The sequence below is a fragment of the Mesorhizobium sp. BH1-1-5 genome, assembly GCF_020165615.1.
GTDB lineage: Bacteria > Pseudomonadota > Alphaproteobacteria > Rhizobiales > Rhizobiaceae > Mesorhizobium.
The window spans coordinates 276,266-299,568 of the sequence record NZ_JAIUIM010000004.1 but is presented as its reverse complement, the minus strand read 5'-3'; the positions used below and the strand labels follow the sequence as shown (position 1 = coordinate 299,568).

24 protein-coding genes are annotated in these 23,303 nt (G+C 63.9%); 11 read left to right on the top strand and 13 right to left on the bottom strand.

Features of this window, described 5'->3' with window-relative positions; translation table 11 throughout:
• Positions 1-159 precede the first annotated feature (159 nt).
• Genes LB572_RS07745 through LB572_RS07730 form a run of 4 tightly spaced genes read left to right on the top strand, consistent with a single transcriptional unit; the run spans position 160 to position 2,932 of the window.
• Positions 160-369, top strand: a complete 210-nt coding sequence (locus LB572_RS07745) for a hypothetical protein (RefSeq protein WP_140804853.1) — start codon at positions 160-162, stop codon at positions 367-369.
• A gap of 37 nt (positions 370-406) precedes the next feature.
• Positions 407-1,399, top strand: coding sequence for an ABC transporter substrate-binding protein (locus tag LB572_RS07740; RefSeq protein WP_224667342.1), 993 nt, complete (start codon positions 407-409; stop codon positions 1,397-1,399).
• Positions 1,396-2,223: an ABC transporter permease gene (locus LB572_RS07735; protein ID WP_412033543.1), complete on the top strand. Its 828-nt coding sequence runs from the start codon at positions 1,396-1,398 to the stop codon at positions 2,221-2,223. The genes LB572_RS07740 and LB572_RS07735 overlap by 4 nt, the downstream gene beginning before the upstream one ends.
• Positions 2,192-2,932 carry an ABC transporter ATP-binding protein gene (locus LB572_RS07730; protein WP_140804911.1) on the top strand — a complete coding sequence of 247 codons (741 nt, stop codon included), beginning with the start codon at positions 2,192-2,194 and terminating at the stop codon, positions 2,930-2,932. The genes LB572_RS07735 and LB572_RS07730 overlap by 32 nt, the downstream gene beginning before the upstream one ends.
• Positions 2,933-2,983: 51 nt before the next feature.
• Here LB572_RS07730 and LB572_RS07725 read toward each other — a convergent pair whose 3' ends face one another.
• On the bottom strand, positions 2,984-3,337 hold the full coding sequence (locus tag LB572_RS07725; RefSeq protein WP_224667301.1) for a hypothetical protein: 354 nt from the start codon (positions 3,335-3,337) through the stop codon (positions 2,984-2,986).
• Between the two features lie 797 nt (positions 3,338-4,134).
• Here LB572_RS07725 and LB572_RS07720 point away from each other — a divergent pair.
• The 3 genes from LB572_RS07720 to LB572_RS07710 all read left to right on the top strand — a co-directional run bounded on the left by LB572_RS07720 (position 4,135) and on the right by LB572_RS07710 (position 7,463).
• Positions 4,135-5,937 (top strand): methanol/ethanol family PQQ-dependent dehydrogenase, encoded by a 1,803-nt coding sequence (locus LB572_RS07720; protein ID WP_246684746.1) that lies wholly within the window; start codon positions 4,135-4,137, stop codon positions 5,935-5,937.
• A gap of 127 nt (positions 5,938-6,064) precedes the next feature.
• Positions 6,065-6,589 carry a c-type cytochrome, methanol metabolism-related gene (locus tag LB572_RS07715; RefSeq protein ID WP_140804861.1) on the top strand — a complete coding sequence of 175 codons (525 nt, stop codon included), beginning with the start codon at positions 6,065-6,067 and terminating at the stop codon, positions 6,587-6,589.
• Positions 6,561-7,463, top strand: a complete 903-nt coding sequence (locus LB572_RS07710) for a substrate-binding domain-containing protein (protein WP_224667300.1) — start codon at positions 6,561-6,563, stop codon at positions 7,461-7,463. The genes LB572_RS07715 and LB572_RS07710 overlap by 29 nt, the downstream gene beginning before the upstream one ends.
• An 84-nt stretch (positions 7,464-7,547) precedes the next feature.
• Here LB572_RS07710 and LB572_RS07705 read toward each other — a convergent pair whose 3' ends face one another.
• The gene (locus LB572_RS07705) at positions 7,548-7,898 is read right to left on the bottom strand and encodes a hypothetical protein (RefSeq protein ID WP_224667299.1); all 351 of its coding nucleotides are present in this window, start codon (positions 7,896-7,898) and stop codon (positions 7,548-7,550) included.
• Between LB572_RS07705 and pqqB the strand changes: the two genes are divergently transcribed.
• Genes pqqB through pqqE form a run of 4 tightly spaced genes read left to right on the top strand, consistent with a single transcriptional unit; the run spans position 7,882 to position 10,992 of the window.
• Positions 7,882-8,820 carry a pyrroloquinoline quinone biosynthesis protein PqqB gene (gene pqqB / locus LB572_RS07700; protein WP_224667298.1) on the top strand — a complete coding sequence of 313 codons (939 nt, stop codon included), beginning with the start codon at positions 7,882-7,884 and terminating at the stop codon, positions 8,818-8,820. The genes LB572_RS07705 and pqqB overlap by 17 nt on opposite strands.
• Positions 8,817-9,575 carry a pyrroloquinoline-quinone synthase PqqC gene (gene pqqC, locus LB572_RS07695; protein WP_224667297.1) on the top strand — a complete coding sequence of 253 codons (759 nt, stop codon included), beginning with the start codon at positions 8,817-8,819 and terminating at the stop codon, positions 9,573-9,575. The genes pqqB and pqqC overlap by 4 nt, the downstream gene beginning before the upstream one ends.
• Positions 9,572-9,868 carry a pyrroloquinoline quinone biosynthesis peptide chaperone PqqD gene (gene pqqD, locus LB572_RS07690; protein ID WP_224667296.1) on the top strand — a complete coding sequence of 99 codons (297 nt, stop codon included), beginning with the start codon at positions 9,572-9,574 and terminating at the stop codon, positions 9,866-9,868. Before pqqC ends, pqqD begins: the two co-directional genes overlap by 4 nt.
• Positions 9,865-10,992 carry a pyrroloquinoline quinone biosynthesis protein PqqE gene (gene pqqE, locus LB572_RS07685; protein ID WP_412033542.1) on the top strand — a complete coding sequence of 376 codons (1,128 nt, stop codon included), beginning with the start codon at positions 9,865-9,867 and terminating at the stop codon, positions 10,990-10,992. The genes pqqD and pqqE overlap by 4 nt, the downstream gene beginning before the upstream one ends.
• Positions 10,993-11,062: 70 nt before the next feature.
• Here pqqE and LB572_RS07680 read toward each other — a convergent pair whose 3' ends face one another.
• The 11 genes from LB572_RS07680 to LB572_RS07630 all read right to left on the bottom strand — a co-directional run bounded on the left by LB572_RS07680 (position 11,063) and on the right by LB572_RS07630 (position 23,289).
• The gene (locus tag LB572_RS07680) at positions 11,063-11,911 is read right to left on the bottom strand and encodes an SMP-30/gluconolactonase/LRE family protein (protein WP_224667294.1); all 849 of its coding nucleotides are present in this window, start codon (positions 11,909-11,911) and stop codon (positions 11,063-11,065) included.
• A gap of 10 nt (positions 11,912-11,921) precedes the next feature.
• Entirely contained in the window at positions 11,922-13,715 is a 1,794-nt protein-coding gene (locus LB572_RS07675) for a CoA-transferase (protein WP_224667293.1), read from the bottom strand.
• The gene (locus LB572_RS07670; RefSeq protein ID WP_140804873.1) at positions 13,712-14,500 is read right to left on the bottom strand and encodes an enoyl-CoA hydratase/isomerase family protein; all 789 of its coding nucleotides are present in this window, start codon (positions 14,498-14,500) and stop codon (positions 13,712-13,714) included. Before LB572_RS07670 ends, LB572_RS07675 begins: the two co-directional genes overlap by 4 nt.
• 2 nt (positions 14,501-14,502) lie before the next feature.
• The gene (locus LB572_RS07665) at positions 14,503-15,708 is read right to left on the bottom strand and encodes a CaiB/BaiF CoA transferase family protein (protein WP_224667292.1); all 1,206 of its coding nucleotides are present in this window, start codon (positions 15,706-15,708) and stop codon (positions 14,503-14,505) included.
• Between the two features lie 18 nt (positions 15,709-15,726).
• The gene (locus tag LB572_RS07660) at positions 15,727-16,512 is read right to left on the bottom strand and encodes an SDR family NAD(P)-dependent oxidoreductase (protein WP_224667291.1); all 786 of its coding nucleotides are present in this window, start codon (positions 16,510-16,512) and stop codon (positions 15,727-15,729) included.
• Position 16,513: 1 nt separating this feature from the next.
• Entirely contained in the window at positions 16,514-17,509 is a 996-nt protein-coding gene (locus LB572_RS07655; RefSeq protein ID WP_224667290.1) for an ABC transporter permease, read from the bottom strand.
• A gap of 63 nt (positions 17,510-17,572) precedes the next feature.
• A complete protein-coding gene (locus LB572_RS07650) occupies positions 17,573-19,105 on the bottom strand; it encodes a sugar ABC transporter ATP-binding protein (RefSeq protein ID WP_140804881.1) in 1,533 nt (510 codons plus the stop codon).
• The gene (locus LB572_RS07645) at positions 19,095-20,078 is read right to left on the bottom strand and encodes an ABC transporter permease (RefSeq protein WP_224667289.1); all 984 of its coding nucleotides are present in this window, start codon (positions 20,076-20,078) and stop codon (positions 19,095-19,097) included. Before LB572_RS07645 ends, LB572_RS07650 begins: the two co-directional genes overlap by 11 nt.
• Positions 20,079-20,236: 158 nt before the next feature.
• The gene (locus LB572_RS07640) at positions 20,237-21,268 is read right to left on the bottom strand and encodes a sugar ABC transporter substrate-binding protein (protein WP_224667288.1); all 1,032 of its coding nucleotides are present in this window, start codon (positions 21,266-21,268) and stop codon (positions 20,237-20,239) included.
• 27 nt (positions 21,269-21,295) lie between these two features.
• A complete protein-coding gene (locus LB572_RS07635) occupies positions 21,296-22,147 on the bottom strand; it encodes an IclR family transcriptional regulator (protein WP_224667287.1) in 852 nt (283 codons plus the stop codon).
• Positions 22,147-23,289, bottom strand: coding sequence for an ABC transporter substrate-binding protein (locus LB572_RS07630; RefSeq protein ID WP_224667286.1), 1,143 nt, complete (start codon positions 23,287-23,289; stop codon positions 22,147-22,149). The genes LB572_RS07635 and LB572_RS07630 overlap by 1 nt, the downstream gene beginning before the upstream one ends.
• Positions 23,290-23,303: the final 14 nt, after the last annotated feature.

Genomic DNA, 23,303 nt, shown 5'->3' with positions numbered 1-23,303 from the left:
ACGGTCCTGGGGCGAGCGCGTAGCTTCAGCTCGTTCTGGAATCCCAAGGGCACCTCGGGACATCGGTCAGGCTGGTTTCATCCAGGCTGAGATTTGCCCAGGCTATGGGGGCGGCGGCATTTAGCCAGAGCGGGCGTCTTCGCGCGCAAGAGGTGCTGAATGAATATGGTCGACCTCATCTTGACGGTTTGCCTGAGCGCCAATCCCGGCGATTGCCGGGACGAGCATCTCTATTTTGAAAGCCGTGGCTCCCTGTTCCAATGCATGATGCTGGCGCCCAGCGAGATCGCGAAATGGTCGCAGGAACACCCGGCCCTGAAGGTCAGGCGTTGGAAATGCGCTTTCCCGACCAATGACCGGGCAATCTGACCGGCGCCCCAAACTTGTTGCAGTCCCGGGAGGACGCATCATGATTTCGCGGCGGGAAACGCTTCGTTTGGCGGCCCTTGGAACGGCGGCGGTGCTCGGCCCGCACCCCACTGCCGCTGCCGTCGCGCCCACGGTTCGCATCGGCGTGCTGAAGTTCGGCACGGTGAGCTGGGAGCTTGATACGCTGAAGCAACACAAGTTCGACGCCGCCAACGGGATCGATCTGGACGTCATCTATTTAGCCGGGGAGGATGCGACCAATGTGGCGATGCTGGCAGGCGCGATCGACATGATCGTAACCGATTGGCTGTGGGTCTCGCGTCAGCGCTCGCAAGGCGGCGATGTCACTTTGGCCCCCTATTCGACGGCCGTCGGGGCGATCATGGTGAAGGACGCATCGCCGATCCGCACCATCGCCGACCTCAAGGGAAAGAAGATCGGCGTCGCCGGCGGAGCGCTCGACAAGAGCTGGCTGCTGATACAGGCGCTGGCCAGGCGCGATCACGGCCTCGACCTGCCGGCGGTGAGCGATGTCGTCTTTGGCGCGCCGCCGCTGATTTCGCAAAAGGCCATTCAAGGCGAGCTCGATGCGGTGCTCAATTTCTGGCATTTCTGCGCCCGGCTCGAAGCCGACGGCTTCCGTCGGCTGATCGGCGCCGGCGACGCGCAGATGGCGCTCGGAGCCTCAGGTCCGGTATCGACGCTTGGCTATGTCTTCCACGACAAATGGGCAAACGATAACCCGCAAGCCGCCCGCGGCTTCCTCGAGGCTTCCGCGCAGGCCAAGGATCTGCTGGCAACGTCCGACGAAGAGTGGCTGCGCCTCGCGCCGATCATCCGCGCGGACGGCAAGGAGCTGGCAAAGCTGCGCGACCGCTACCGCGAGGGCATCCCCAGGCGGCCGGTCTCCGAGGAGGCGGCCGATGCCGGCAAGCTCTATCGGGTGTTGGCCGGAATCGGCGGCGAAAAGCTGGTCGGCAGCGCGCCGGAGATGGCGCCTGGCACATTCTGGCAGGAGCCGCCGCAATGACCGCAAGAGAGGGTGGCGATCGCACGCTCGGCGAAGCGGCCGGCATCTCCGGGCGTTCCGCTCCTGCGGCGACGCTGATGCCCGCGCTGACGGTGACAATCTCTCTGCTCGGGCTAGGCCTGCTGTGGAGCCTGGCGGCGAATGCCTGGCCGAGCCCTGCCTTTCCGGGACCGGGACAGGTCTGGCAGGTATTGCTGCGAGAGGCGGCGAGCGGCGACCTTTTCTACCACCTCGGCGCAACGCTCGGCCGGGTCGCCGCCGCGTACCTCGTCGCGATGATTGTCGGGTCGGTGATCGGCATCCTCCTCGGCAGCTACCGCCGCGCGGACCGGTTCTTCAACCCCTGGGTCATCCTGTTCCTCAACATTCCCGCGCTGGTGATCATCGTGCTGGCCTACATCTGGTTCGGCCTCAACGAGGCGGCGGCGATAGGCGCGGTGGCCGTGAACAAGATCCCGAATGTCGTGGTGACCATGCGTGAGGGCGCCAGGGCGCTGGACCCTAGTTACGCCGAGATGGCGGCAGTCTACCGCTTCGGTCCCCTCGATCGCGTTCGCCATATCCTGCTGCCGCAACTGCAGCCCTATCTGGCCGCGGCCTCGCGCTCCGGCATTGCTCTCATCTGGAAGATCGTTCTGGTGGTCGAACTGCTCGGCCGCTCCAATGGCGTGGGCTTCCAGATCCACCTCTATTTCCAGCTTTTCGACGTTGCCGCCATTCTTGCCTACACGCTGGCATTCGTGGCGGTGATGCTCGTGATCGAACTTCTTCTGGTGCAGCCCGTTGAACGACATGCAACCCGTTGGCGCCGCCGCCCCGCTTAGGGTCGACATCGCCGAGAAGACCTTCAGGTCCGCGCAGGGCGTCTCGGTCACGGCGCTCAAGAACCTTTCCTTCGAGGTCCCAAACGGCGAATTCGCCTGCCTGCTCGGACCATCGGGCTGCGGCAAGACCACGACGCTGCGCATACTGCTTGGGCTCGACAGGCAGTTCTCCGGTTCTTTCCAGCTTCCCGAAGGCGGCTCGAACCGCATAGCCGCCGTGTTCCAGGAACCGACCTTGCTGCCCTGGCGCACGGTGGAACAGAATGTCAGGCTGGCGCTGCCGAAAGAGCTGCGGGTGAAAAATCTCGACGCGCTGTTCGACACGCTGGGTCTCGCCGGCATGCGCTCGCTTTATCCGGCCGAGCTGTCGCTCGGCCTTGCACGAAGAGCGGCACTTGCGCGGGCCTTCGCAACCGAACCGGCGGTGCTGTTCCTCGACGAGCCCTTCGTCTCGCTCGACGGGCGGACCGCCGGGCAGCTCCGGCGCCTGCTTCTCGACGTCTGGTCGGCCAGGCCTACGACCGCCTTGATGGTGACGCACAACCTGGCAGAGGCCCTGGCGCTGGCGGATCGCATCATCGTGCTTTCGCCGCGGCCCTCGCATGTGCTCGGCGTTTTCGACATAGGGCTGCCCAGGCAACACCGCGGCCCCGAGGCGACGAACGACCTTTTGCGATCGTTCCATCAGAAATTTCCGGGCGTGAGCTGATCACACTGCTCTATGCAGTTGCGAACGGAAAACCGCTGCCGACTTCCTGCTTCAGAAGCAACGCACGTCGGCTTCGGCCTGCGCCTGCTTCAGCTCCGTTCGCGCGGCTTTCGCCGGCGCGCTTTCGCGAAACAGACCTGCATTCTCGCCTGTCGTCAGGGACATGCTCTTGAAGGTCTCGGCCCTCTCATAATGATCGTAAGGGAGGATCGAGGCGATGACATCGATCGAGCATGAACAGCTCTCCAGCGCCTGGCGTGTCTGGCCGTTCGTCCGCATGCAGCCGAGCACATAGTCGACAATCGTCGTTGTCGGATAGTCTCCCGCAGCGCCGGCCGGGTTTGCGAAGACCGTTGCCGACGAAAAGACGAGCGTCAGGATCGAAAATCCAACATATCTGACCATGAGAAATTCCTCCTATTGCCCGCCCGCGCTGCGGCGAGGCAGCACCATCGTGTCCAGTTGGCGACATGGCGCGCGCCCGGTCAAGTTCCCACCGCCCCGGTATAGGACCAAAGGAGGAATGCCTTGCCCCCCGGCAGCAGCGCTCCAAGGCAACTTTACGGCCCGCCACAGAACCCATCTTCATGAGTACTGTTTCATAGCCGGATCAATACGGAAAACCATAAGTATCCTATACAGCAAGAAAAAAGGAATATATATAAATAAACGCCAAAGTACACACGCTTTTTAACGCGATATTATATGGTTTTATATATGCAATCTCCCGATTTTACACTGCATATCATCGTGAAGTTTGGATAATCCTTTGTAACTCAATTTTGTATTGCAGCGCATCAAATATATGCTGCATCGCACAATTTCGGCAAGGGTTTTTCCTTGCCTGACATTTTGCGATGACATAGCCTAATCCTGTTTCCGGCTTCAAGGACATCGCTGTAACAAGGGAGCGGCGGCAGTCTTTCGTAGGCCACATCGGGCGGGTGTAGGCTGGGCTGGTTTGGTAAAGGACAGAAAAGGTCCTCTGCTATTTGCAGTCTAGGTCGTGACAGCTGCCGGAAATACTTCCCAATACGAATCGCCTGGACAGGCTCTTGCGGGCCTGAATACCGATTTCTTGTTGTCAACATGGGAGGAATTTGATGCGCGCACTTACGCAAGCTACCTACATCGCAACAACCACTGCCCTACTGTCGTTAGGCGCGCTCTATACAGCGTCGGCTAACGAAGATCTCGTGAAGATGGCTGAAAATCCGAAAGATTGGGTGATGCAGACTGGCGACTACGCCAACACCCGTTACTCCAAGCTGAAGCAGATCACCAAGGAAAACGTGAAGAACCTGCAGGTCAAGTGGACCTTCTCGACCGGTGTTCTGCGCGGTCATGAGGGCGGACCGCTGATCATCGGCAACGTCATGTATGTTCACACGCCGTTCCCGAACACCGTCTTCGCCCTCGATCTCAACAATGACGGGAAGATCCTCTGGAAGTACGAGCCCAAGCAGGACACCAATGTCATTCCGATCATGTGCTGCGACACGGTCAATCGTGGCGTCGCCTATGGTGACGGCAAGATCATTCTCAACCAGGCCGACACCACCGTCGTTGCGCTCGATGCCAAGACCGGCAAGGTCGTGTGGTCGGTCAAGAACGGCGAGCAGACCGACGGCGGCAAGGGTGAATCCGGCACGTCGGCGCCCGTGGTCGTCAAGGACAAGGTCCTCGTCGGCGTATCCGGCGCGGAATTCGGCGTCCGCGGGTGGCTGGCCGCCTATAATCTGAAGGATGGCAAGCTCGCCTGGAAGGCTTATTCGGAAGGTCCGGATGCGGACACGCTGCTCGATCCCGACAAGACCACGCAGCTCGGCAAGCCGGTGGGAAAGGACTCCGGCACGAACACCTGGGAAGGCGAGCAGTGGAAGACGGGCGGCGGCACGACATGGGGATGGTATTCCTATGATCCCAAGCTGAACCTTGTCTACTACGGCACCGGCAATCCCTCGACCTGGAATCCGGTCCAGCGCCCCGGCGACAATCGCTGGTCGATGACCATCTTCGCCCGCGATGCCGACACCGGCGTAGCCAAATGGGTCTACCAGATGACCCCGCATGACGAATGGGACTATGACGGCATCAACGAGATGATCCTCGTCGACGGCATGGAGGTCAAAGGCAAGAAGCACGACGTGCTGGTGCATTTCGACCGTAACGGCTTCGCCTACACCATGGATCGCACCACCGGCGAACTTCTCGTCGCCAAGAAGTACGACCCGGCGGTGAACTGGGCCACCGAAGTCAACATGGACCCCAACAGCAAGGAGTATGGTCGCCCGCAGGTCGTGGCGAAATATTCGACGCAGCAGAACGGCGAAGACACCAACTCGACGGGTATCTGCCCGGCAGCGCTTGGAACCAAGGACCAGCAGCCGGCCGCCTACTCGCCGAAGACCGGACTGTTCTACGTGCCGACGAACCACGTCTGCATGGACTATGAGCCCTACAAGGTGAGCTATACGGCCGGCCAGCCTTATGTGGGCGCCACGGTGTCGATGTATCCGGCGCCCGGCGGTGACGGCAACATGGGCAACTTCATTGCCTGGGATGCCGCCAAGGGTGAGATCGTCTGGTCGAAGCCCGAGCAGTTCTCGGTGTGGTCGGGCGCATTGGCGACCGCAGGCGACGTCATCTTCTACGGAACGCTCGAAGGCTACATCAAGGCGGTCGATGAGCACGGCAAAGAACTCTACAAGTTCAAGACCCCGTCCGGCATCATCGGCAACGTCACGCCCTTCGAGCATGACGGCAAGCAGTACATCGCCGTTCTGTCCGGTGTCGGCGGATGGGCAGGCATCGGCCTCGCCGGCGGACTGCTGTCACCCGACAACGCCGCTGCCTGGCACGGCGCCGTCGATCAGGGCCGCGCGCAAGGCGATCAGGCCGCGGTCGTTGGAACGGCCGGTCTCGGAGCGGTCGGTGGCTACGCTGCACTCGCCGACTACACGACGCTCGGCGGCCAGCTCACCGTCTTCGGTCTTCCGGATTGATATTCCGGAACACCTCAAGACCGAAGGCTGAAAGATCGAGAGCCCGGATCATCCGCAGGCAACGGCCGAGCTCTCGATCTGCAGCACGGCACCCCTTCGTCCTTTGGCAAAATAAGGAAGCGTCTGAATGTCCATCCGCATCGCAGTTTCCGTTCTCGCCCTGACCCTTCTGCCTTTGGCCGGCTCAATTTCGGCGCAGGCCGAGGACAGCGCCGACAAAGCCAAGGCGGTGAAGGACGACGGCGGCAAATATTTGGACGCGGATGGAAATCCAACCTACAAGATCGAGAACGGAACCGTCGATTGGTACACCTTCAGCGGCTACCGCCGCTATCACTCCGACTGCCATGTCTGCCACGGGCAGGACGGGATGGGTTCGACCTATGCCCCGGCCCTGGCGAACAGCCTTAAAACGATCGACTACCCTACTTTCCTCTCGATCGTTGCACAGGGCCGTAAGAACACCGCCAACGGCAAGGAGAATGTCATGCCGGCCTTTGGCGACAACAAGAACGTCTACTGCTACCTGGATGACCTCTACGTCTATCTGCGCGCCCGCGCCGACGGCGCCGCGCCGCGCGGCAGGCCGCCCAAGCACGAGGACAAGCCCCAGGCGGCCAAGGATGCCGAAAAATCCTGCATGGGGGGATGAAGTGACCAGCCGGGTTGCATCGAAGCCACGTTTCGTTCTGCCCCTGCTCGGCGCGCTCGCCTTGCTGCCGTCGGCCGCTTGGGCGCAAGGCGCCGGCCTCGGCGCCGCGGGAGAACTGGTCGACCCCGACATTCTGCGCGTCTGCGCCGATCCTTCGAACATGCCTTTCACCGACCAGAACGGCCAGGGATTCGAAAACAAGCTGGCCGAACTCGTCGCCAGGAAGACGGGGCGGAAGTCGGTCGCCTATACATGGTTTCCGACCGTCATCGGCTTCGTGCGCAACACGCTCGCCGCCAACCGATGCGACGTCATCATGGGCTATGCCCAGGGCGATGAGCTGGTGCAGAACACCAACGCCTACTATCGCTCCTCCTATGTGCTTGTGCATCCGAAGGGCGATGACCTCGAGGGTGTCGAGACGATCGAGGATCCGAAGCTCACCGGCAAGAGGATCGGCGTCGTCGAACGCACGCCGCCAACCGCCAACATGGCCGCCAACAAGCTCTTGCGAACGGCAAAGATCTACCCGCTGTCCGTCGACACCCGCGTCACCCCGTCGATGGGAGAGGTCATGATCAAGGACATGCTCGCCGGCAAGATCGACGCGGCGATCCTGTGGGGGCCGATGGCGGGCTACTATGTCAGGCAGCTCGACGCGAATGTCACGATCGTTCCGCTGGTCAAGGAAAAGACCGGTTCGCGCATGTCCTACCGCATCACCATGGGCGTGCGTCCATCCGACCAGGAATGGAAGCGTACGCTCAACAAGGTGATCCGGGAGAACCAGGCGGAGATCAACAAGCTGCTGCTCGACTATAACGTGCCGCTGATCGACGAGCACGACAACCCGATCACGGCAACGCCGGGGTAAGCGCGAAGACAGGAGATGCGATGGAGGAAAGGAACCGATCGTCGATGCGGATAGTTTCTTTTAGTTGTTTGAGAATCCAGTGTTTCATTTGTCCATTTGTGAAGTGATGGACGAGCCATTGCACCCGCCCGCAATGGCGACAACGACATGACCGGCCCCTTCGGGCTGGCAGAAGAGGAGAAATGCCATGAAGAAGAGCTGGAAGAAACCGACCATGTGCCAGGTCGCTGCGGGCTTCGAAATCTCGCGGTATCTGCCTGCTGAAATTCCTCCCAGGAAGTAGGCCGCAAGGGTGCATGTCCCTGGCAGCAGGGGCATGCACCCCGCCGCATGTGAGGGCTTTGCAGCGGGAAACGCGGCCACGAAACTGTCTACCGCCGGGAAGCCCATCAGATGGGTCGCGGAGCGGGCATTTGCCATGCGCGTGAAGATCATCGGATCGGCGGCGGGAGGCGGCTTTCCGCAATGGAACTGCAATTACCGCCTGAGCCGGGCGGCTCGCACCGGGATGCCCGGCGTGCATCCGCGAACCCAATCATCCATTGCCGCGTCGGCGGACGGGACGGGCTGGGTTCTCTTCAACGCATCGCCCGATATCCGCCAGCAGATTGCGCAGGCGCCCGAGCTGCAGCCCGCGGCCGACGCGCCGTTGCGCTCGACGCCTATCCGCGCGGTGGTGCTGACCAATGCCGACGTGGACCATATCGCCGGCTTGCTCAGCCTGCGTGAACGACAGCCCTTCGCGATCTATGCGACGGCACAGGTGCTGGCGACGCTGGAGGCGAATTCGATCTTCAATGTTCTCGATCCGGCGATCGTGCCGCGGCGTCTCCTGGCGCCAACCGAGGAAATGGCGATCCGCGACGCGGACGGCCACCCGACCGGCTTGGTCGTCGGCAGCTTTGCGGTGCCCGGCAAGGTCGCGCTCTATCTCGAGCAGAGAGACCATCCCGGCGCCGATTTCAGCTCCGACACGGGCGACACGATCGGCGTCCGTATCAGCAGTGTCGATGGCCGCGCCGCTGTTTTCTACATTCCCGGCTGCGCGCGCATCGATGCCGCGCTGCGCGCGCGTCTGGCAGATGCCGCCTGCCTTCTGTTCGACGGCACCGTCTACACGGACGACGAGATGATCACGGCCCGCGTCGGCCAGAAAACCGGCGCGCGCATGGGGCACATCGCAATGTCCGGAGAGGCGGGTTCGATTGCCGGCCTCGCCGATGTGAAGATCGCTCGGCGTATCTTCATCCATATCAACAACACCAATCCTGTTCTGGACGAGAATTCCGCCGAACACGCGGCGGTCAGGGCGGCTGGCTGGGAAGTCGCCAGCGATGGCATGGAGATGGAATTTTGAGCGATTTCCACAACGCGGCGCGAGGCGGCCTGTCGAAGAGCGAGCTCGAGGCCGTGCTGCGGCAGGTCGGCGACGAGCGCTATCACAACCGCCATCCTTTCCATCACAGAATGACCGGCGGCGCCCTGTCGAAGGCCGAAATGCAGGCCTGGGCGCTGAACCGCTATTGCTACCAGGCCGTCATCCCGCGCAAGGACGCCATGATCCTGGCGCGTGCCGAGGATCCGGCGTTTCGCGCCGCCTGGCGCAAGCGCATCGAGGACCATGACGGCGAGGACGGCTGGAGCGGCGGCATCGCGCGCTGGCTGCATCTGGCAACCTCGCTCGGGCTCGATGCCGAAGCGGTCAAAAGCGAAAGGCTGGCGCTGCCGGCAACCCGCTTCGCCGTCGGCGCCTACCTGTCGTTCTGCACCAACCGGACGTTGCTCGAGGCGATCGCGTCGTCGCTGACCGAGATGTTCTCGCCGCGCATCATCGGCGAGCGGGTGCCGGCGATGCTGGCGAAATACGATTACGTCACCGAGGACACTCTGGCCTATTTCAGCAGGCGGCCCGAACAGGCATCGCGCGACGCCGACTTCGCCCTCGCCTATGTGCTGGCCCACGCCGACACGCCCGAACGCCAGCAGCAGGCGATCGATGCGCTGGTGTTCAAATGCGATATACTATGGGCCATGCTCGATGCGCTCCAGCATGCCTATGGCGCGCCGGGAAACATACCGCCCGGCGCCTTCCGCCCGGAGGCGGCCTCATGACAGCATTACGCAAAAGAGCCATCGTGTCGTTGCGGTCGGCGCCATCGCTGCCCGGGCATGTGCGCATCCAGCACGACCCCGTGCGGCAGGCCTTCGCCGTGCTTTCGCCGGAGAAAGTGTTCTGGCCGAACGAGATAAGCCTCGACATACTGCGCCGCTGCGACGGCCAGTCCACCGTCGACCGCATCATCGCCGGTCTTGCGGCCGACTATGACGCGGACCCGGAGGACGTGGCGGCCGACGTCATCGCCTTCCTGCAGGAATGGTCGGACAAGCTTTTGGTGAAGCTATGAGCGAGCCCATTCTGCCTCCGATCGGCATGCTGGCGGAACTGACGCATCGTTGCCCGCTGCAGTGCCCCTATTGCTCCAATCCGCTCGAACTGCTGAAAGCCAACCGCGAGCTCGACACGCAGACCTGGCTCGATCTCTTCTCGCAGGCTGCCGATCTCGGCGTGCTGCAGGTGCATCTTTCCGGCGGCGAGCCGACCCTGCGCCGCGACCTCGAGCAATTGATCGCCGGGCTCTCAGCGCGCGGCGTCTACACCAACCTTATCACCGCCGGCGTCGGCATTGCCGAGGGCCGCATCGAGGCCTTTGCCGAAGCCGGTCTCGACCATTTGCAACTGAGCTTCCAGGGCGCCCGCCCGGCGACCACCGACCGTATCGGCAACCACCAGGGAAGCCACGAGAAGAAGCTGGAGACGGCACACCGCGCCCGCGCGGCCGGACTGCCACTCACCATCAACGCGCCGGTCCACCGGCACAACATCGAGGAAGTGCCGGAATTCATCGACCTGGCCCTGTCATTAGATGCGGAGAGGCTCGAGATCGCCAACGTCCAATATGCCGGTTGGGCGCTGGCCAACCGCGACAGGCTGATGCCCGACCTCGCCGCGGTCAACCGGCAGGCGGACATCGTCGCGGCGGCGCGCGAAAGGCTTGCCGGCATCATGACCATCGATTTCGTCACGCCGGATTATTTTGCCATCTACCCCAAGCCATGCATGGGCGGCTGGGCGCGCGACGCGTTCATGGTGGCGCCCGACGGCATCGTGTTGCCGTGCCATGCCGCCCAGACGATTCCCTCGCTCCGCTTCGAGCGCTTCGGCGAACGCAGGCTCGCCGAAATCTGGACCGATTCACCGGCATTCAACGCCTTCCGCGGCACCGACTGGATGCAGGAGCCGTGCCGAAGCTGCGAGCGCCGCGAGGTCGATTGGGGCGGCTGCAGGTGTCAGGCGATGGCGATTGCCGGCGACGCCGCGGCAACGGATCCGGCCTGCGTCAAATCGCCGATCCACAAGTACATGGCGATACTCACCGACGCCGCGCAGGAAGAGGCAGCATCGGAGGGAAATGAAAGCTTCATTTTCCGGCGGATCGGCGCCACAACCCGACCTGGCACTCGGGTTTGAATCTGCCCACCGATGACGGCCCGAAGGATACCCTCGCCCTTTGCGGCGGCACTGTGTGTGTTTTGCCGGATTAAGCGCCGCTCAGGCCCGGAACCGCCGCAAGATCGATCTCGGTGATGTGCCAGCGGCCAAGGTTTGCGGTGTAGAGCTTGTCGCCCTTGAAGGCGATGTTGGTGGGATGCGCCAGCGTCGTCGCCGCCGGATCCTCGATCAGCACTTCGAGGCCTTGCTCCTTTCGCCAGCGATAGATGCGGCTCGGCTCGTAGCATGAGATGAGCAGCGAGCCGTCGGGCGCGAAGGCGAGCCCGTCAGGAACATTGCGCACGTCTTCGACGACGACCTGCCGGACCCCTGCCGTACCATCGGCGAGGATCGGCACATAGCTGATGCAGGGCGCATCGCTCTCAACCACATAGAGCCCGTTGCCGTCCGGCGCCATGGCCATGCCGTTGGCGAACCTCATGACCTCACGGCACCACAGGCCGCCCTCGCCCGTCCTGAGATCGTAACGGAAGATGCCCGAGCGATTGTCCTCGCCGACGCTGTCGGAAACGAACAGCCAGCCCCGCGCCTCGTCGACGATCGGATAGTTGGGCACGCGAATGCCGGACGAAGCGAAGCGCTCCATGCGGCCTGTCGCGGCATCCCGGCGGAAGATCGCGGCATACTTGAGGTCGCAGGCAAAACAATTGCCGGCGCTGTCGAAAGCGATGCCGAGCAGGAAGCCGTCTGTGCCGCCCATGCGCTCGACCGAGCCGCCGTCTGCCGCCAGCCTCACGAGATCGCCGGTCTCGGTGCCACACCAGATCGATCCGTCGCGATGGACAGCCACGCCCTCCGGATGCGCGACGCGCGGACTGGTGAAGATGCCGTCGAAGAAAACGCGAGCGGCGGACATATCGAGCAACGGCTTTGCCATGGAATGCTCCTCAGCTTGCGGCGGGCGGCCTCTGCGCGGCGATGCAGCGCTCGACCATGGCACGGTCGGCCGCGAGGATTTCGGCGATCAGCGCGCCACGCTCCTTGGCGCTGACGAATTCCAGACGCCGCAGGCCAAGCGGATCTATGCGGTTTCGCAGCATGGCAAGCGTATCGCTGGACGGCATCGGCACCTCGCGGCAATCGGCATCGAATGTCACTTCGAACCCGGTGGCTTCACGGACCTGCTGCCGGGTAACGCCGGGCATGGTTTCGATGACGATCAATTCCCTCGATGCCTGGTCGAGCCGGAAGATGCAGAGATCGGTGAAGACCAGCGACTTGCCGGTACGATAGCCCATCGGCTCGCGTTCGGCCGGTGTCAGCAGGCAGCGGGCGGAGCTGACGATCTCGACCGCGCCCACCAGCGACTGGACCGAATGGCGCGGGACGTAGAGCAGGTAGTCGCGATGCATGTTGGCGACGTCGGCCATGCCGCCCTGCCCCGGCAGCCGGATCAGGCCGCCGCTCGGCTTGCGCAGCGCGATGGTGTTGACGCGGCCGTGCCGGTCGACCTGCGCGGCGCCGACGATCTCGTGTGTCACGGCGCCCGCCTGGTAATAGGTCGAGTAGGTGTCGTCGCCGCCGGCATGCGCCACGGCCGTCTCGCAATCGAGGCTTTCGATCAGCGACAGCACCATCGGGCTCGGCGCGATGTCGAGATGGCCGCAGCTCATCGTCGCGATGATCATGTCCGGCGCATGCGTTGCCTTGGCCAGCCGGTAGGCGACGTTGGCGAGCGGCGATACCGCACCAGCGCTGGCGAAGCTCTCATTGTCGAGCTCGGCCGCGATCCGCGCGGCGATGATCTCGTCGACGGATGCTTGCCCCTCGCCCTGCGCCAATGGGGGCATCGCGAGGACCGTTGCGGCGCTGACTTTGGCCGCCTTTTGAAGCCGCTCCGGCAGGCCGCCCGCAGGCAGGCCGAGCCTATCCGACAAAGCCACGTCCTTCGCCGCGAACGCCACCGACAAGGCCTGATAGTCGGTGACATAGAATGGCAGGCACGAGGCCGGATAGGCGCCGCCCGGCGCCAGCGCTATCGCCGAAACCTGGTTGCGGGTGAGGATGCTCTGGCGGCCATCCCGCCGCAGCGCCCCGACGGGCACGATCTCCTCGACCGTGACCAGCACCTGGCGCGCCGCGCCGGCCATGGCGAAGTCCAGCGCCCGCGGTCCGATGATCTCGACATTGCCACTTTCGTCGGCGCGCTGGGCATGGACGACGAAGGTGTCGAGCCGCAGCGGCGGGATAAATCCGGTAGCGGTTCCGGAAATCGGATCGGACGCGGCGCGCGCGCCCGGCACGCGCGCCAGCATGTCGGACCCTTGAGGAAGCTGGAACGGCATCGACGGCAGGTTCTGCTGCGCCGCCCGCAGCGCCTGGATCATGGCCAGGGCCGTCCAGTCGCGGACGGGGATCGCGCCGTTCTCGGCAGCCGCGCGGAATTTCGGCGGCAGTCCGAAGATGTCGAGGCTGGAAAAGCAAAGCTCGACTTCCGCCACCGCGCCCGCCCCGAGCAGCAGCTCGAGCGGCAGGCCGCCAGCCCAGGAGACGTAGCGCAAATGCTTGATGCCGGACCCGGCTATCGCGCCCAGCAAGGCGATCGGCAGCCTGGCGAAGTGGTGGCCGCCGACGCCAAAGACGTCGCCGTCGCCGACCATCGCCGCCAGGCCCTCGACATCGGTGAAGCGCGGCCGGTTCGGCTTGACCAGGGACAATGCAGTTCGATCGACGGTCTTCACGGCCCGGCCTTTTTCGCCTTCGTCGTGCTCCTCTCGGCGAATTCCTTGACGCGCCTTTGGCCGGTCTCGCTGCGGTAGAGGCCGCCCAATATGTTGCGCTCCATGGCAAGGCCTTCGGCCAGATCGCCAGAAACGGCATGCGCCGTCAGGGCTTTGAGGCCCTCGATCGCGGCGGCCGGCTCGGCAGCGATCATCCCGGCCAGTTCCAGCGCGCGCGGCATCAGCCTTTCGACATCGACGATCTCATTGACCAGGCCGGCATCGACGAACTCGGAGGCCGGCACGATGGCGCCGGTCATCAGCAGAAGATTGGCGCGGTTGCGGCCGAGCCTGGCGACGCTGCGCTGCGTGCCGCCGCCGCCGGGGATCAGCCCGAGCTTGATCTCCGGCAGGCCGAGCTTGGCGAACTGGTTGGCGATCACGATATCGCAGCACAGCACCAGCTCCATGCCGCCGCCCAGCGCGAAGCCGTTGACCGCCGCGATCACCGGCTTGCGGTTGTCCTCGATCGCCGCATACATGCGCATGCCGGCAGCCTGGAACGTGTCGAACTCGGCCGCCGTCTGCGCGGCGTATTCCTTGATGTCGGCGCCGGCCATGAAGCCGCGCCCCTCGCCGGTCACCACGATCGCGCCGACGCCCGCGTCGGAGGACAGCGCCTCGAACGCTTCGGTGATCTCGCCTTGCATCAGCCGGTTCATGGCGTTGAGCTGGTCGGCACGGCGGAAGGTGACGACCGCGACGCGGCCTTGGGTTTCCACCGTGAGCGTCTGGTAGTCGCGCATCGTCAGGCCGCGTCCACGGTCATGTCGCCGGAGGCTTCGAGCGCTGCGATCTCATCCTTCGACAGGCCGAACTCGGCCAGGATCTCGCGGCCATGCTGGCCGACCAGCGGCGCCGGCCGCTCGATGGTCGCGGGCGTCTCACTCATCTTGACCGCCGGCGCTACCACCCGCACCTTGCCGCCGCGCGGATGATCGTAGCTGGTGATCATGCCCATATGCGTCACCTGCGGGTCTTCCGCGGCGCGACGGATATCCTTCACCTCGGCGCACCAGATATCGGCCTTGAGAAGCCGCGCCAGCAGGTCCTGCGTGGCGAATTTCTTTGTCTCGGCATTGACCTTCTCGAACACCTCGTCGCGCTTGTCGAACAAGGTCTTCAGGTCGTCATAGACGGCGAGCTGCGGCGCTTCCAACACCTCATAGAGCGTCTTGAACGGGCTCATGGCGATCGACACGTAGCCGCCGTCCTTCGTCTCGTAGATACCGAACGGCGCCTGCATGCCGGGATGGCCTATGCCGGAATTCGGCCGCACGAAATCCTCGCCGAGATTGAGCACGGCGACATATTCCTGGTTGAGGTGGGCCAGCAGGCCGGCCAGCAGATTGACCTCGATCTTCTGCCCCTTGCCGGTCTTCTCGCGATAATAGAGCGCCGAGAGGATGCCATAGACCATGTTCATGGCGCCGATCTGGTCGGCAAGCCCGGCGCCGGCCGGAACCGGGGCCTGGTCGCCGCGGCCGGTGTTGGCGATCAGTCCCGCCAGCCCCTGGATCAGCATGTCCTGTCCGGGACGCTCGACATAGGGACCTTCCTCGCCATAGCCCGAACCGGAGCAATAGATGATGCGCGGATTGACGGCCTTGAAGTCCTCGTAACCGTAGCCGAGCTTGGCCAGCACGCCGGGGCGGAAATTCTGCACCACCACGTCCGCGCTTTTCGCCATCTCCATGATGATGGCGTGCACCTTGCGGCTCTTCAGGTTGAGCGCGATCGAGCGCTTGTTGCGGTTCCAGGCGAGGAAGTTCGGGCTCTCGGAGCCGCCGACCCATTTGGCGAAGAAGGTCATGCCGCGGAACATGTCGCCGGCGCCGGCGCGCTCGATCTTGATGATGTCGGCGCCCATGTCGCCGAGCAGCTGCGTGGCGAACGGCCCCTGCAACAGATGGCTGAAATCGAGGATGCGGACGCCTTCGAGGGCCTTATTCATTTCATGTCTCGTTTCGTTTCAAAGCAGTTCGGGAACGTAGCGGGGCGCTGCCGTCAGCCCGCCATCGACGCGCAGGTCGGTGCCGGTGGTGAAGCCGGCCGCATCGGAAGCCAGATAGACGGCGGCCTCGGCTACCTCGGAAGGCTCGCCGATGCGGCCGAGCGGATGCATCTTGACCCAGGCCTTGGCGAGGCTGCCGCCGATCTCCTTGATCAGCCTGTCGTTCATCGGCGTGTTGATGGTGCCCGGCGAGATCGAGTTGACGCGGATGTTCATCGGGCCGAACTCGACCGCCATCTGGCGCGTCATCGCCATCACCGCGCCCTTGGCACCGGCATAGGCGGTCCAGCCGTCGAGGCCGATATGGCCCTGCGCCGAGGCCATGTTGATGATCGAGCCGGACTTCTGCGCGATCATATGCGGCAGCGCGTATTTGCAGCCGCGGAACACGCTGGTCAGGTTGACCGCGATCAGCCGGTGCCATTGCTCGTCGGTCATCTCGTGCACCGGCATGCCGCCTATGGCGATGGCGGCGTTGTTGACCAGGACGTCTAGACGTCCGGTCTTCTTGACGGCGCTGTCGATCAGGCCGGCGATATCGGCTTCTTGGGAGACATCGCAATGGACGTAGTCGGCGCGACGGCCGGCCGCGCGAAGTGCACCGGCGAACTTCTCACCGGCCTCGTCGGCGATATCGCCGAGGAAGACACGCGCCCCTTCCCGCGCCATCGCCTCGGCGATCGCGTGGCCGATGCCGTCGGCCGCACCGGTGATGACGGCGGTTTTTCCTTCGAGACGAGCCATGTCAGCCTCCATTCGCGCGCCGGCGCTTCGCCTCGTCGAAGGCGACCGCGGCAATGATGATCATGCCGGTGATGACCAGCTGCCATTCGGTCGGCAGCCCGAGCCCACGCAGGCCGTTGGACAGGAACTGCAGGATCAGGACGCCCAGCGCCATGCCGGTCAGGCTGCCGATGCCGCCGGCGAGGCTCACGCCGCCGAGCACCGTCGCGGCAACGACCTGGAATTCGAAATTCAATCCCGCGGTATGCTGCGCCGAGCCGACGCGCGCGGCAAGGATAATGCCGGCGACCGTGGCGAGCAGCGCGCTGATGATGAAGCAGATGAACTTGACGCGCCGCACGTCGTAACCGGCCAGCCGCGCCACTTCCTGATTGCCGCCGACGGCATAGATCTGCCGCCCGAACGGCCGGTGCTGCATCATGTAGCCGAAGGCGGCAAGGAGCGTGATCGCGATCACCGCCGAATAGGGGACGATGTTGAAAAGGCGCCCATCCGACAGCGCGATGAAGCTGTCGAGGCTGGCGTCGTCGGGGATCGCGCGCTGGCCGGTGTAGAGATAGACGCCGCCGCGCATGATGAACATCGTGCCGAGCGTCACGATCAACGAGTTGATACCGGCATAGGCGACGAGATAGCCGTTCACCATACCGATGATCAGGCCGAACAGCAGCGCGCCGCCGACGCCGAGGAGCAGCGAGTTGGTGTCGTTCATGATGATGATCAGCGGCAGCGCGATGGTCGCCAGCAGCGAGCCGATCGAGATGTCGACCTCGCCGGAAATGAAGACGATGGCGCAGCCGATGCCAGCGGTGAGCGCCAGCGAGGCCTGGCCCAGCACGTTGGTCATGTTGCGCACGGAGAAGAAGTTCTCCACTGTGATGGAGAAGAACGCCAGCACCAGGATGAGGCAGACGAGCAGCGCGAGTTCCTGCCGGGCAAAGAGCCTCGCCAGCATGGATGGCTGGTCTTTTGCGGAAGCCGTGCTTGCCAGGCTCATCGCTTGCCTCCTCCGAGGGAATGGCGCGTATCGCCAGGGATGCTGCGGCGATGCGTCATGGTTCTATCCGATCGCCGCATTGAGGATCTTCTCCTGCGTGGCGTCCTCGCGCGACATGATCGCGGTCAGGCGGCCCTCGCACATCACCGCGATACGGTCGGCGAGGCCGAGCAGCTCCGGCATCTCCGACGTCATCATGACGACCGCCAGGCCTTCGCCGGCGAGCCGGTCGATCAGCGCGAAGATTTCCGACTTGGCGCCGACATCAATGCCGCGCGTCGGCTCGTCGACGACGATGACCTTCAGGCCGCGCATCAGCCAGCGCGAGATCAGCACCTTCTGCTGGTTGCCGCCCGACAGGTTCTTGATCTGCTGGAACAGGCTGGGCGTCTTGATGCGGAAGCGATCGACATAGTCCTGCACCGCCTGGTGCTCCTTCGCCTTGTCGACGAAGCCCAATCGGGCGAACGCGCCGAGCGAGGCGAGGCTGGCATTCTGGTAGACGGGCAGCTCGCCCATCAGGCCTTCGCTCTTGCGGTCCTCGGTGAGCAGGCCGATGCCGAGCCGGACGCCGGTGCGCGTGTCGTGCGGCGCGAGGCGCTGGCCGTCGACCGCGATGGTGCCCGAAATGATCGGATCGTAGCCGACGATCGCCTTGGCGAGCTCGGTACGGCCGGCGCCCATCAATCCGAAGAAACCGAGCACCTCGCCGGCGCGCGCCTCGAAGGACACGTCGATGAGCTTCTTCGCCGTGCTGAGCTTCTCGACCGAGAGCGCCACCTTGCTGCCCGCCGCGCCGCGCTGGCGGGGAAAGAGGTTGTCGATCCGGCGGCCGATCATGTCCTGGATCAGCGTGTCGTTGGTGTGCTCGCCGATCGGCCTGGTCGAGATGTGGCGTCCATCGCGCAGCACAGTCACCGTGTCGGCGATCTCGAACACCTCGTCGAGCTTGTGGCTTACATAGACCACGGCGATGCCGAGCGCCGCCAGACGGCGGATGACGGTGAACAGCAGCGAGACTTCGTTCGGCGTCAGCGAGGATGTCGGTTCGTCCATCACCACCACGCGCGCCTCGTGGGCGAGCGCGCGGGCGATCTCGACCATCTGCTGCTGGCTGACCGGCAGCGATCCGGTCCGTGCCGCCGGATCGACGTTGAAGCCGATGCGGTTGAACAGCGCCGCCGAGTCCGCCCGGATCTTCTTCCAGTCGATCGAGCCGGTCCTGCCGGTCGGATAGCCTTCGAGGAAGATGTTTTCCGCCACGGTGAATTCGGAGATCAACGCGATCTCCTGGAAAACGACTTTGATGCCTTCCTTCAAACTGTCGCGCGGCGACTTGATGTCGACCTCGCGCCCACGCATGCGGATGGTGCCTGCGTCCTTGCCGTAGACGCCTGCCATGATCTTGATCAGCGTCGACTTGCCGGCGCCGTTCTCGCCCATCAGGGCGTGGATCTTGCCAGGCTCCAGGGTGAAGTCGACATTGTCCAGCGCCACCACGCCCGGAAACCGCTTGCCGATGCCGCGCATCTCCAGCGCCGGCACATTCGTGTCGATGGCAGCACCTTCGCCGGGATGAAGGAAATCAACGGACATTGGCTTTGTTCCGGATGATGTCGAGATAGGTCGCCAGGATGATGACGATGCCCGGCACCACCATCTGCAGGTCCTGGTTCCAGCCCAGGATGATGATCCCGTTGTCGATGACCTTCAGCACCAGCACGCCGAGCAGCGTGCCGAACAGCGAGCCGCGGCCGCCGAGCAGGCTGGTGCCGCCGAGGATGACGGCGGCGATCACCGTCAGCTCGAAGCCGCGCCCGGCGGTCGGCTGGCCGGCATTCATCAACGAGGACAGGATCATGCCGGCGACGCCGACGCACAGGCCGGTAACGACGAAGGCAAGCAGCTTGAGCCGTTCCGAACGCAGGCCGGACAGGCGCACCGCCTTTTCATTGGCGCCGACCGCGTAGAGATAGCGGCCGAGCGTGGTGAAGCGCAGCGTCACATAGGCGACGACGAAGATCAGCGCCGCCAGGATGACGGGAACCGGAACCGCGCCGACATAGCCGGCGCCGAGGTCGGTGAAGCTTGCCAGCTGATTGTGGTTCTGCACCGCCTCGCGCGTGAACAGATAGACGCCGCCCTGCAGCATCATCATGGTGCCAATGGTGGCGATCAGCGAGTTCACCCTGAGCCTGGTGACGACGAGCCCGTTGAACAGGCCGACGACGCCGGCAAAGGCCAGCGCCGCCAGCATGCCGAGCGCGAGGCTGTGGGTAGAATTGAGCACCGCCATGCCGATGCAGCCGACAAAGGCGAGCGAGGCGCCGACCGACAGGTCGACCTCCGCCGTGATGATGAGCATTGTCATGCCCGAGGCGACGATCAGCACCAGCGCGCATTGGCGCAGGATGGCGATGATGTTGGCCTCCGAATAGAACTGCGGCGCCGCGATCGAGATGGCGATGCACAGCACCGCCAGGATGGCGCCTAGCACCAGCTGGCTGCTGCCGAGAAGCTGGCCGCCGATGAAACGCTTCTGCGTGGAAGCGTGTGTAAGCTCGCTCATGTCAGTCCATTCCCGTCGCTAGAGCATGATGCCGAAAAGTGTGAAGCGGTTTTCGGACGACATCATGCTCTATCTCTAAGGTCAGGCGCCCGCGCCGTGTCGTCGCCGACCTAGCTGACGGCCCTTCCCGCGATGCGGGAAAGGCCGTTCCGACCGACTTATTTCTTCAGGTCGGCCGAGGTCTTCATGCACTTTGCCGGCGGCTGGAGCGCGTTGACGGCGTCCCATTTGATGGTGCGGGTCGTGCCGTCATAATCATAGTATTTCTTCCAGTCGTCGCCAGTCATCGGCGCGGTCGGACTGACGATGTGCTCCGGCACCTGCTCGTTGTTGAACAGCTTGACCGCCGCGTCGATGGTCGTGAAGCCTTCCTTTTCCGGGAACATGGCGGCCTCGATGCGGTAGGACGGTTCGTTCTGCATGGCGTTGATGAAGGCGAGCCCTTCGCCGCCGGTGCCGACCGTCAGCAGGCCGTCCTGCGACTTGCCGGCCGCCTTCCAGGCCTGCAGACCGCCCAGCGAGGACGAGTCGTTGATGCCGTAGATGATGTTGATGTCGGAATTCTTGGCGAGTGCGGCCGAAGACACTTCGAGCGCGCGGTCCGGATTGCCGCCGCCATCGAGATCGTGGACCATGACCGCGTCTGGGACGATGGTCTTCAGCCCGTCCATGAAGCCTTGCGAACGCAGCACCGTCGCCGACAGCAACGGCAGGCCGACATTCATCACCTTGGCGACGCCGCCGAGCTTTTCCTTGGCATATTTGCCGGCCTCGACGCCGGAGAAATAGCCGGTGTCGTAGTCGCAGATGGCGACCATCGTGGTCATGCCCTTGACCGGGTTACCCTCGAGCACCACCGGGATGTTGGCGGCCTTGGCCTGACGCAGCAGCGGCACCACGCCTTCCTCATTCACCGGGGTGATGATCAGCACGTCGACGCCCTTGGCGATGAAATCTTCGGCCGCGGCGACCTGCTTGGCTATGTCGAGATTGGCGTCCTGCACCTCGACCTCGATCCCCAATTCCTTGCCGTGCGCCTTCATGCCCTTGATGACGTTCTGGTACCACTCATGCGTGGCGTAGTTGGTGACGTAACCGATGTGCTTGGGCATGTTCTCGGCGCGCGCCGCCGCCGCGCCAATGGCCAGCATGGCCGCGGATGCGAGCAGGATTGATTTGGACCAGTTCATTTTTCTCTCCCAGGGTTTTCGTTTGTCTCAGTCGCTGAACGGGTAATCCCGCCGTTCCGGGTCGGCACGTGAAGAGCTGCTGGCGTCGCCCCAGCCGAGCGCGGCCGATATCTTCTCGGCGGCGGTCCGGGTTCGCTCGAAGACGGTTTGACGGTCGAAACGCGCCGCCTTCTGCGGCAGCAGCGGCACCGTGAGCGCGGCGATGACGGCGCCGGTGTGATCGCGCACCGGCATGGAGATGTTGGTGCAGGCCTCGACGGCCAACGACGCGCGCATCTCGTAGCCGAGTCTCGCCACTTCGTTCAGCCGCGCCTCGATTTCCTCGCGCGTTCCCTGGCCTTCGCCGGCGGCGACGATGCGCTCGACGATGCGGTCGCGCTCGGCCCGGTTCGAATGGGCGAGCAGCACCGCGCCGGAACTGGTTTCGAGGATCGGGAAATGCGAGCCGAGCGCAACCGAATAGCGCATCGGCAGCGGCGAATCGATCTGCAGCACCACCAGCGCGTTCTGTCCCTCGCGCACCACAAGATGGCAGCTCTGGTCGGCATTGGCGGTCAATTCGCGCATCACCGGCAGCGCGCATTCGACCAGCCGGTTCACCGGCGGATGCATATGTGCCAGTTCGAACAGTTTCAGCGACAGCCGGAAGCGGTCCGATTGCGTGCGGAATAGGTAGCCGCGCTTCTCCAGCAAGAGCAGGATGCGGTAGATTTCATGGATGGAGCGCCCCATGCCGGTCGCAATCTCGGTCTGGGTCATCGCATCGGCGCTGGAAGCCATGAACTCCAGCAAGTCGAGCGCCTTCTCCACCGCCGGCACGCGATATCCGTTGCGGCCGCTTTCGCTTTCTTCGAGCGTTTCGGCAATACCGGCAGCCATCACGCAACGCTCCGTTCCGGTTGCCTGGTTTCGCGGTAGAGGCGGTTCACGTGGTCGGCGAGCTCAGCGGCCGAGATGTCGCCGGCGATGGCCGCGGCCGCGCGCGGCGCGCATTCGCGGAAGAAAGCGATGAAACCCGGATGCGTCGGACGCAGGTAGGACGAGCTGATCGTGCGCAGCGTCGAGGAGAAGAAATCGCCGGAAAGGCGATTGACCTCGGCATCCTTCCAGGCCGCCAGCGATCCCGGCTGCCCGCCCGACTTGACATAGTCGCCGCGCTGATAGTCGGGCGAGCAAAGGAACAGCGCATAGTCGATCGCCGCCTGCTTGTGCTTCGACTGGGCGCTGACGCCGATGCCGGCGCCGCCGAGCAGGGCGCCGGCCGATCGCGCGGTCGGCACGTCGGCAAAGCGCAGATACGGCCTGTCGGTCTTCGCGGCGTAGTTCACATAGCCGAAGGCGAACGGCACATAGACGACGTCGTCATGCGCGATCATGTTGTCGTAGCAGCGGATCGGATTCCAACCGGACGAGTTCGGATGCGACAGCGCGGCAAGCTCGCGCAATTGGCCGACGACCTGCTCGACCATGTCCGTCGCGATGAACTGCTCGCCGTCCTCCTGCGGGTTGCCAAGCGTCAGAAGCAGGCACATAGCGTCAGTCGGCACGAAAGGCAGGCCGAGCCATTTCCCGTCCTTGCGCGCCAGCCGGCCGAGCGCGACCACCTCTTCATGCGTACGGGGCACCGGTGCGTAGCGCTCCAGCAGGTCCGGACGATAGGAGGCGACGTGGCAGGCGGCATCGATCGGCAATGCCCATTGGCGTCCGTTCTTCTCGTAGGACCGCCAGGACGGACCGACCGAATCCCGTTCGAAGAAACGGATCTGCTCAACCGACAGATAAGCGTCGAACGGCACCATCAACTCGTCCTGCGCGATGTCGCCGATGAAGGGATGGTCGAACACCACCAGATCGTAGGCCGAGAGCACCGGGCCGAGCGCGCCTTCCCCGAATTCGTAGAGGCTGCGGCGGTCCCACTCGATTTCCAGGTCGGGATTGGCGGCGCGATACGGCGCCACACTGGCATCCAGCGGACCCCAGCAACGTCGATGATCCCACGCAAGACCGCGCAGTCTTGTCATATCCGGCAATTCCT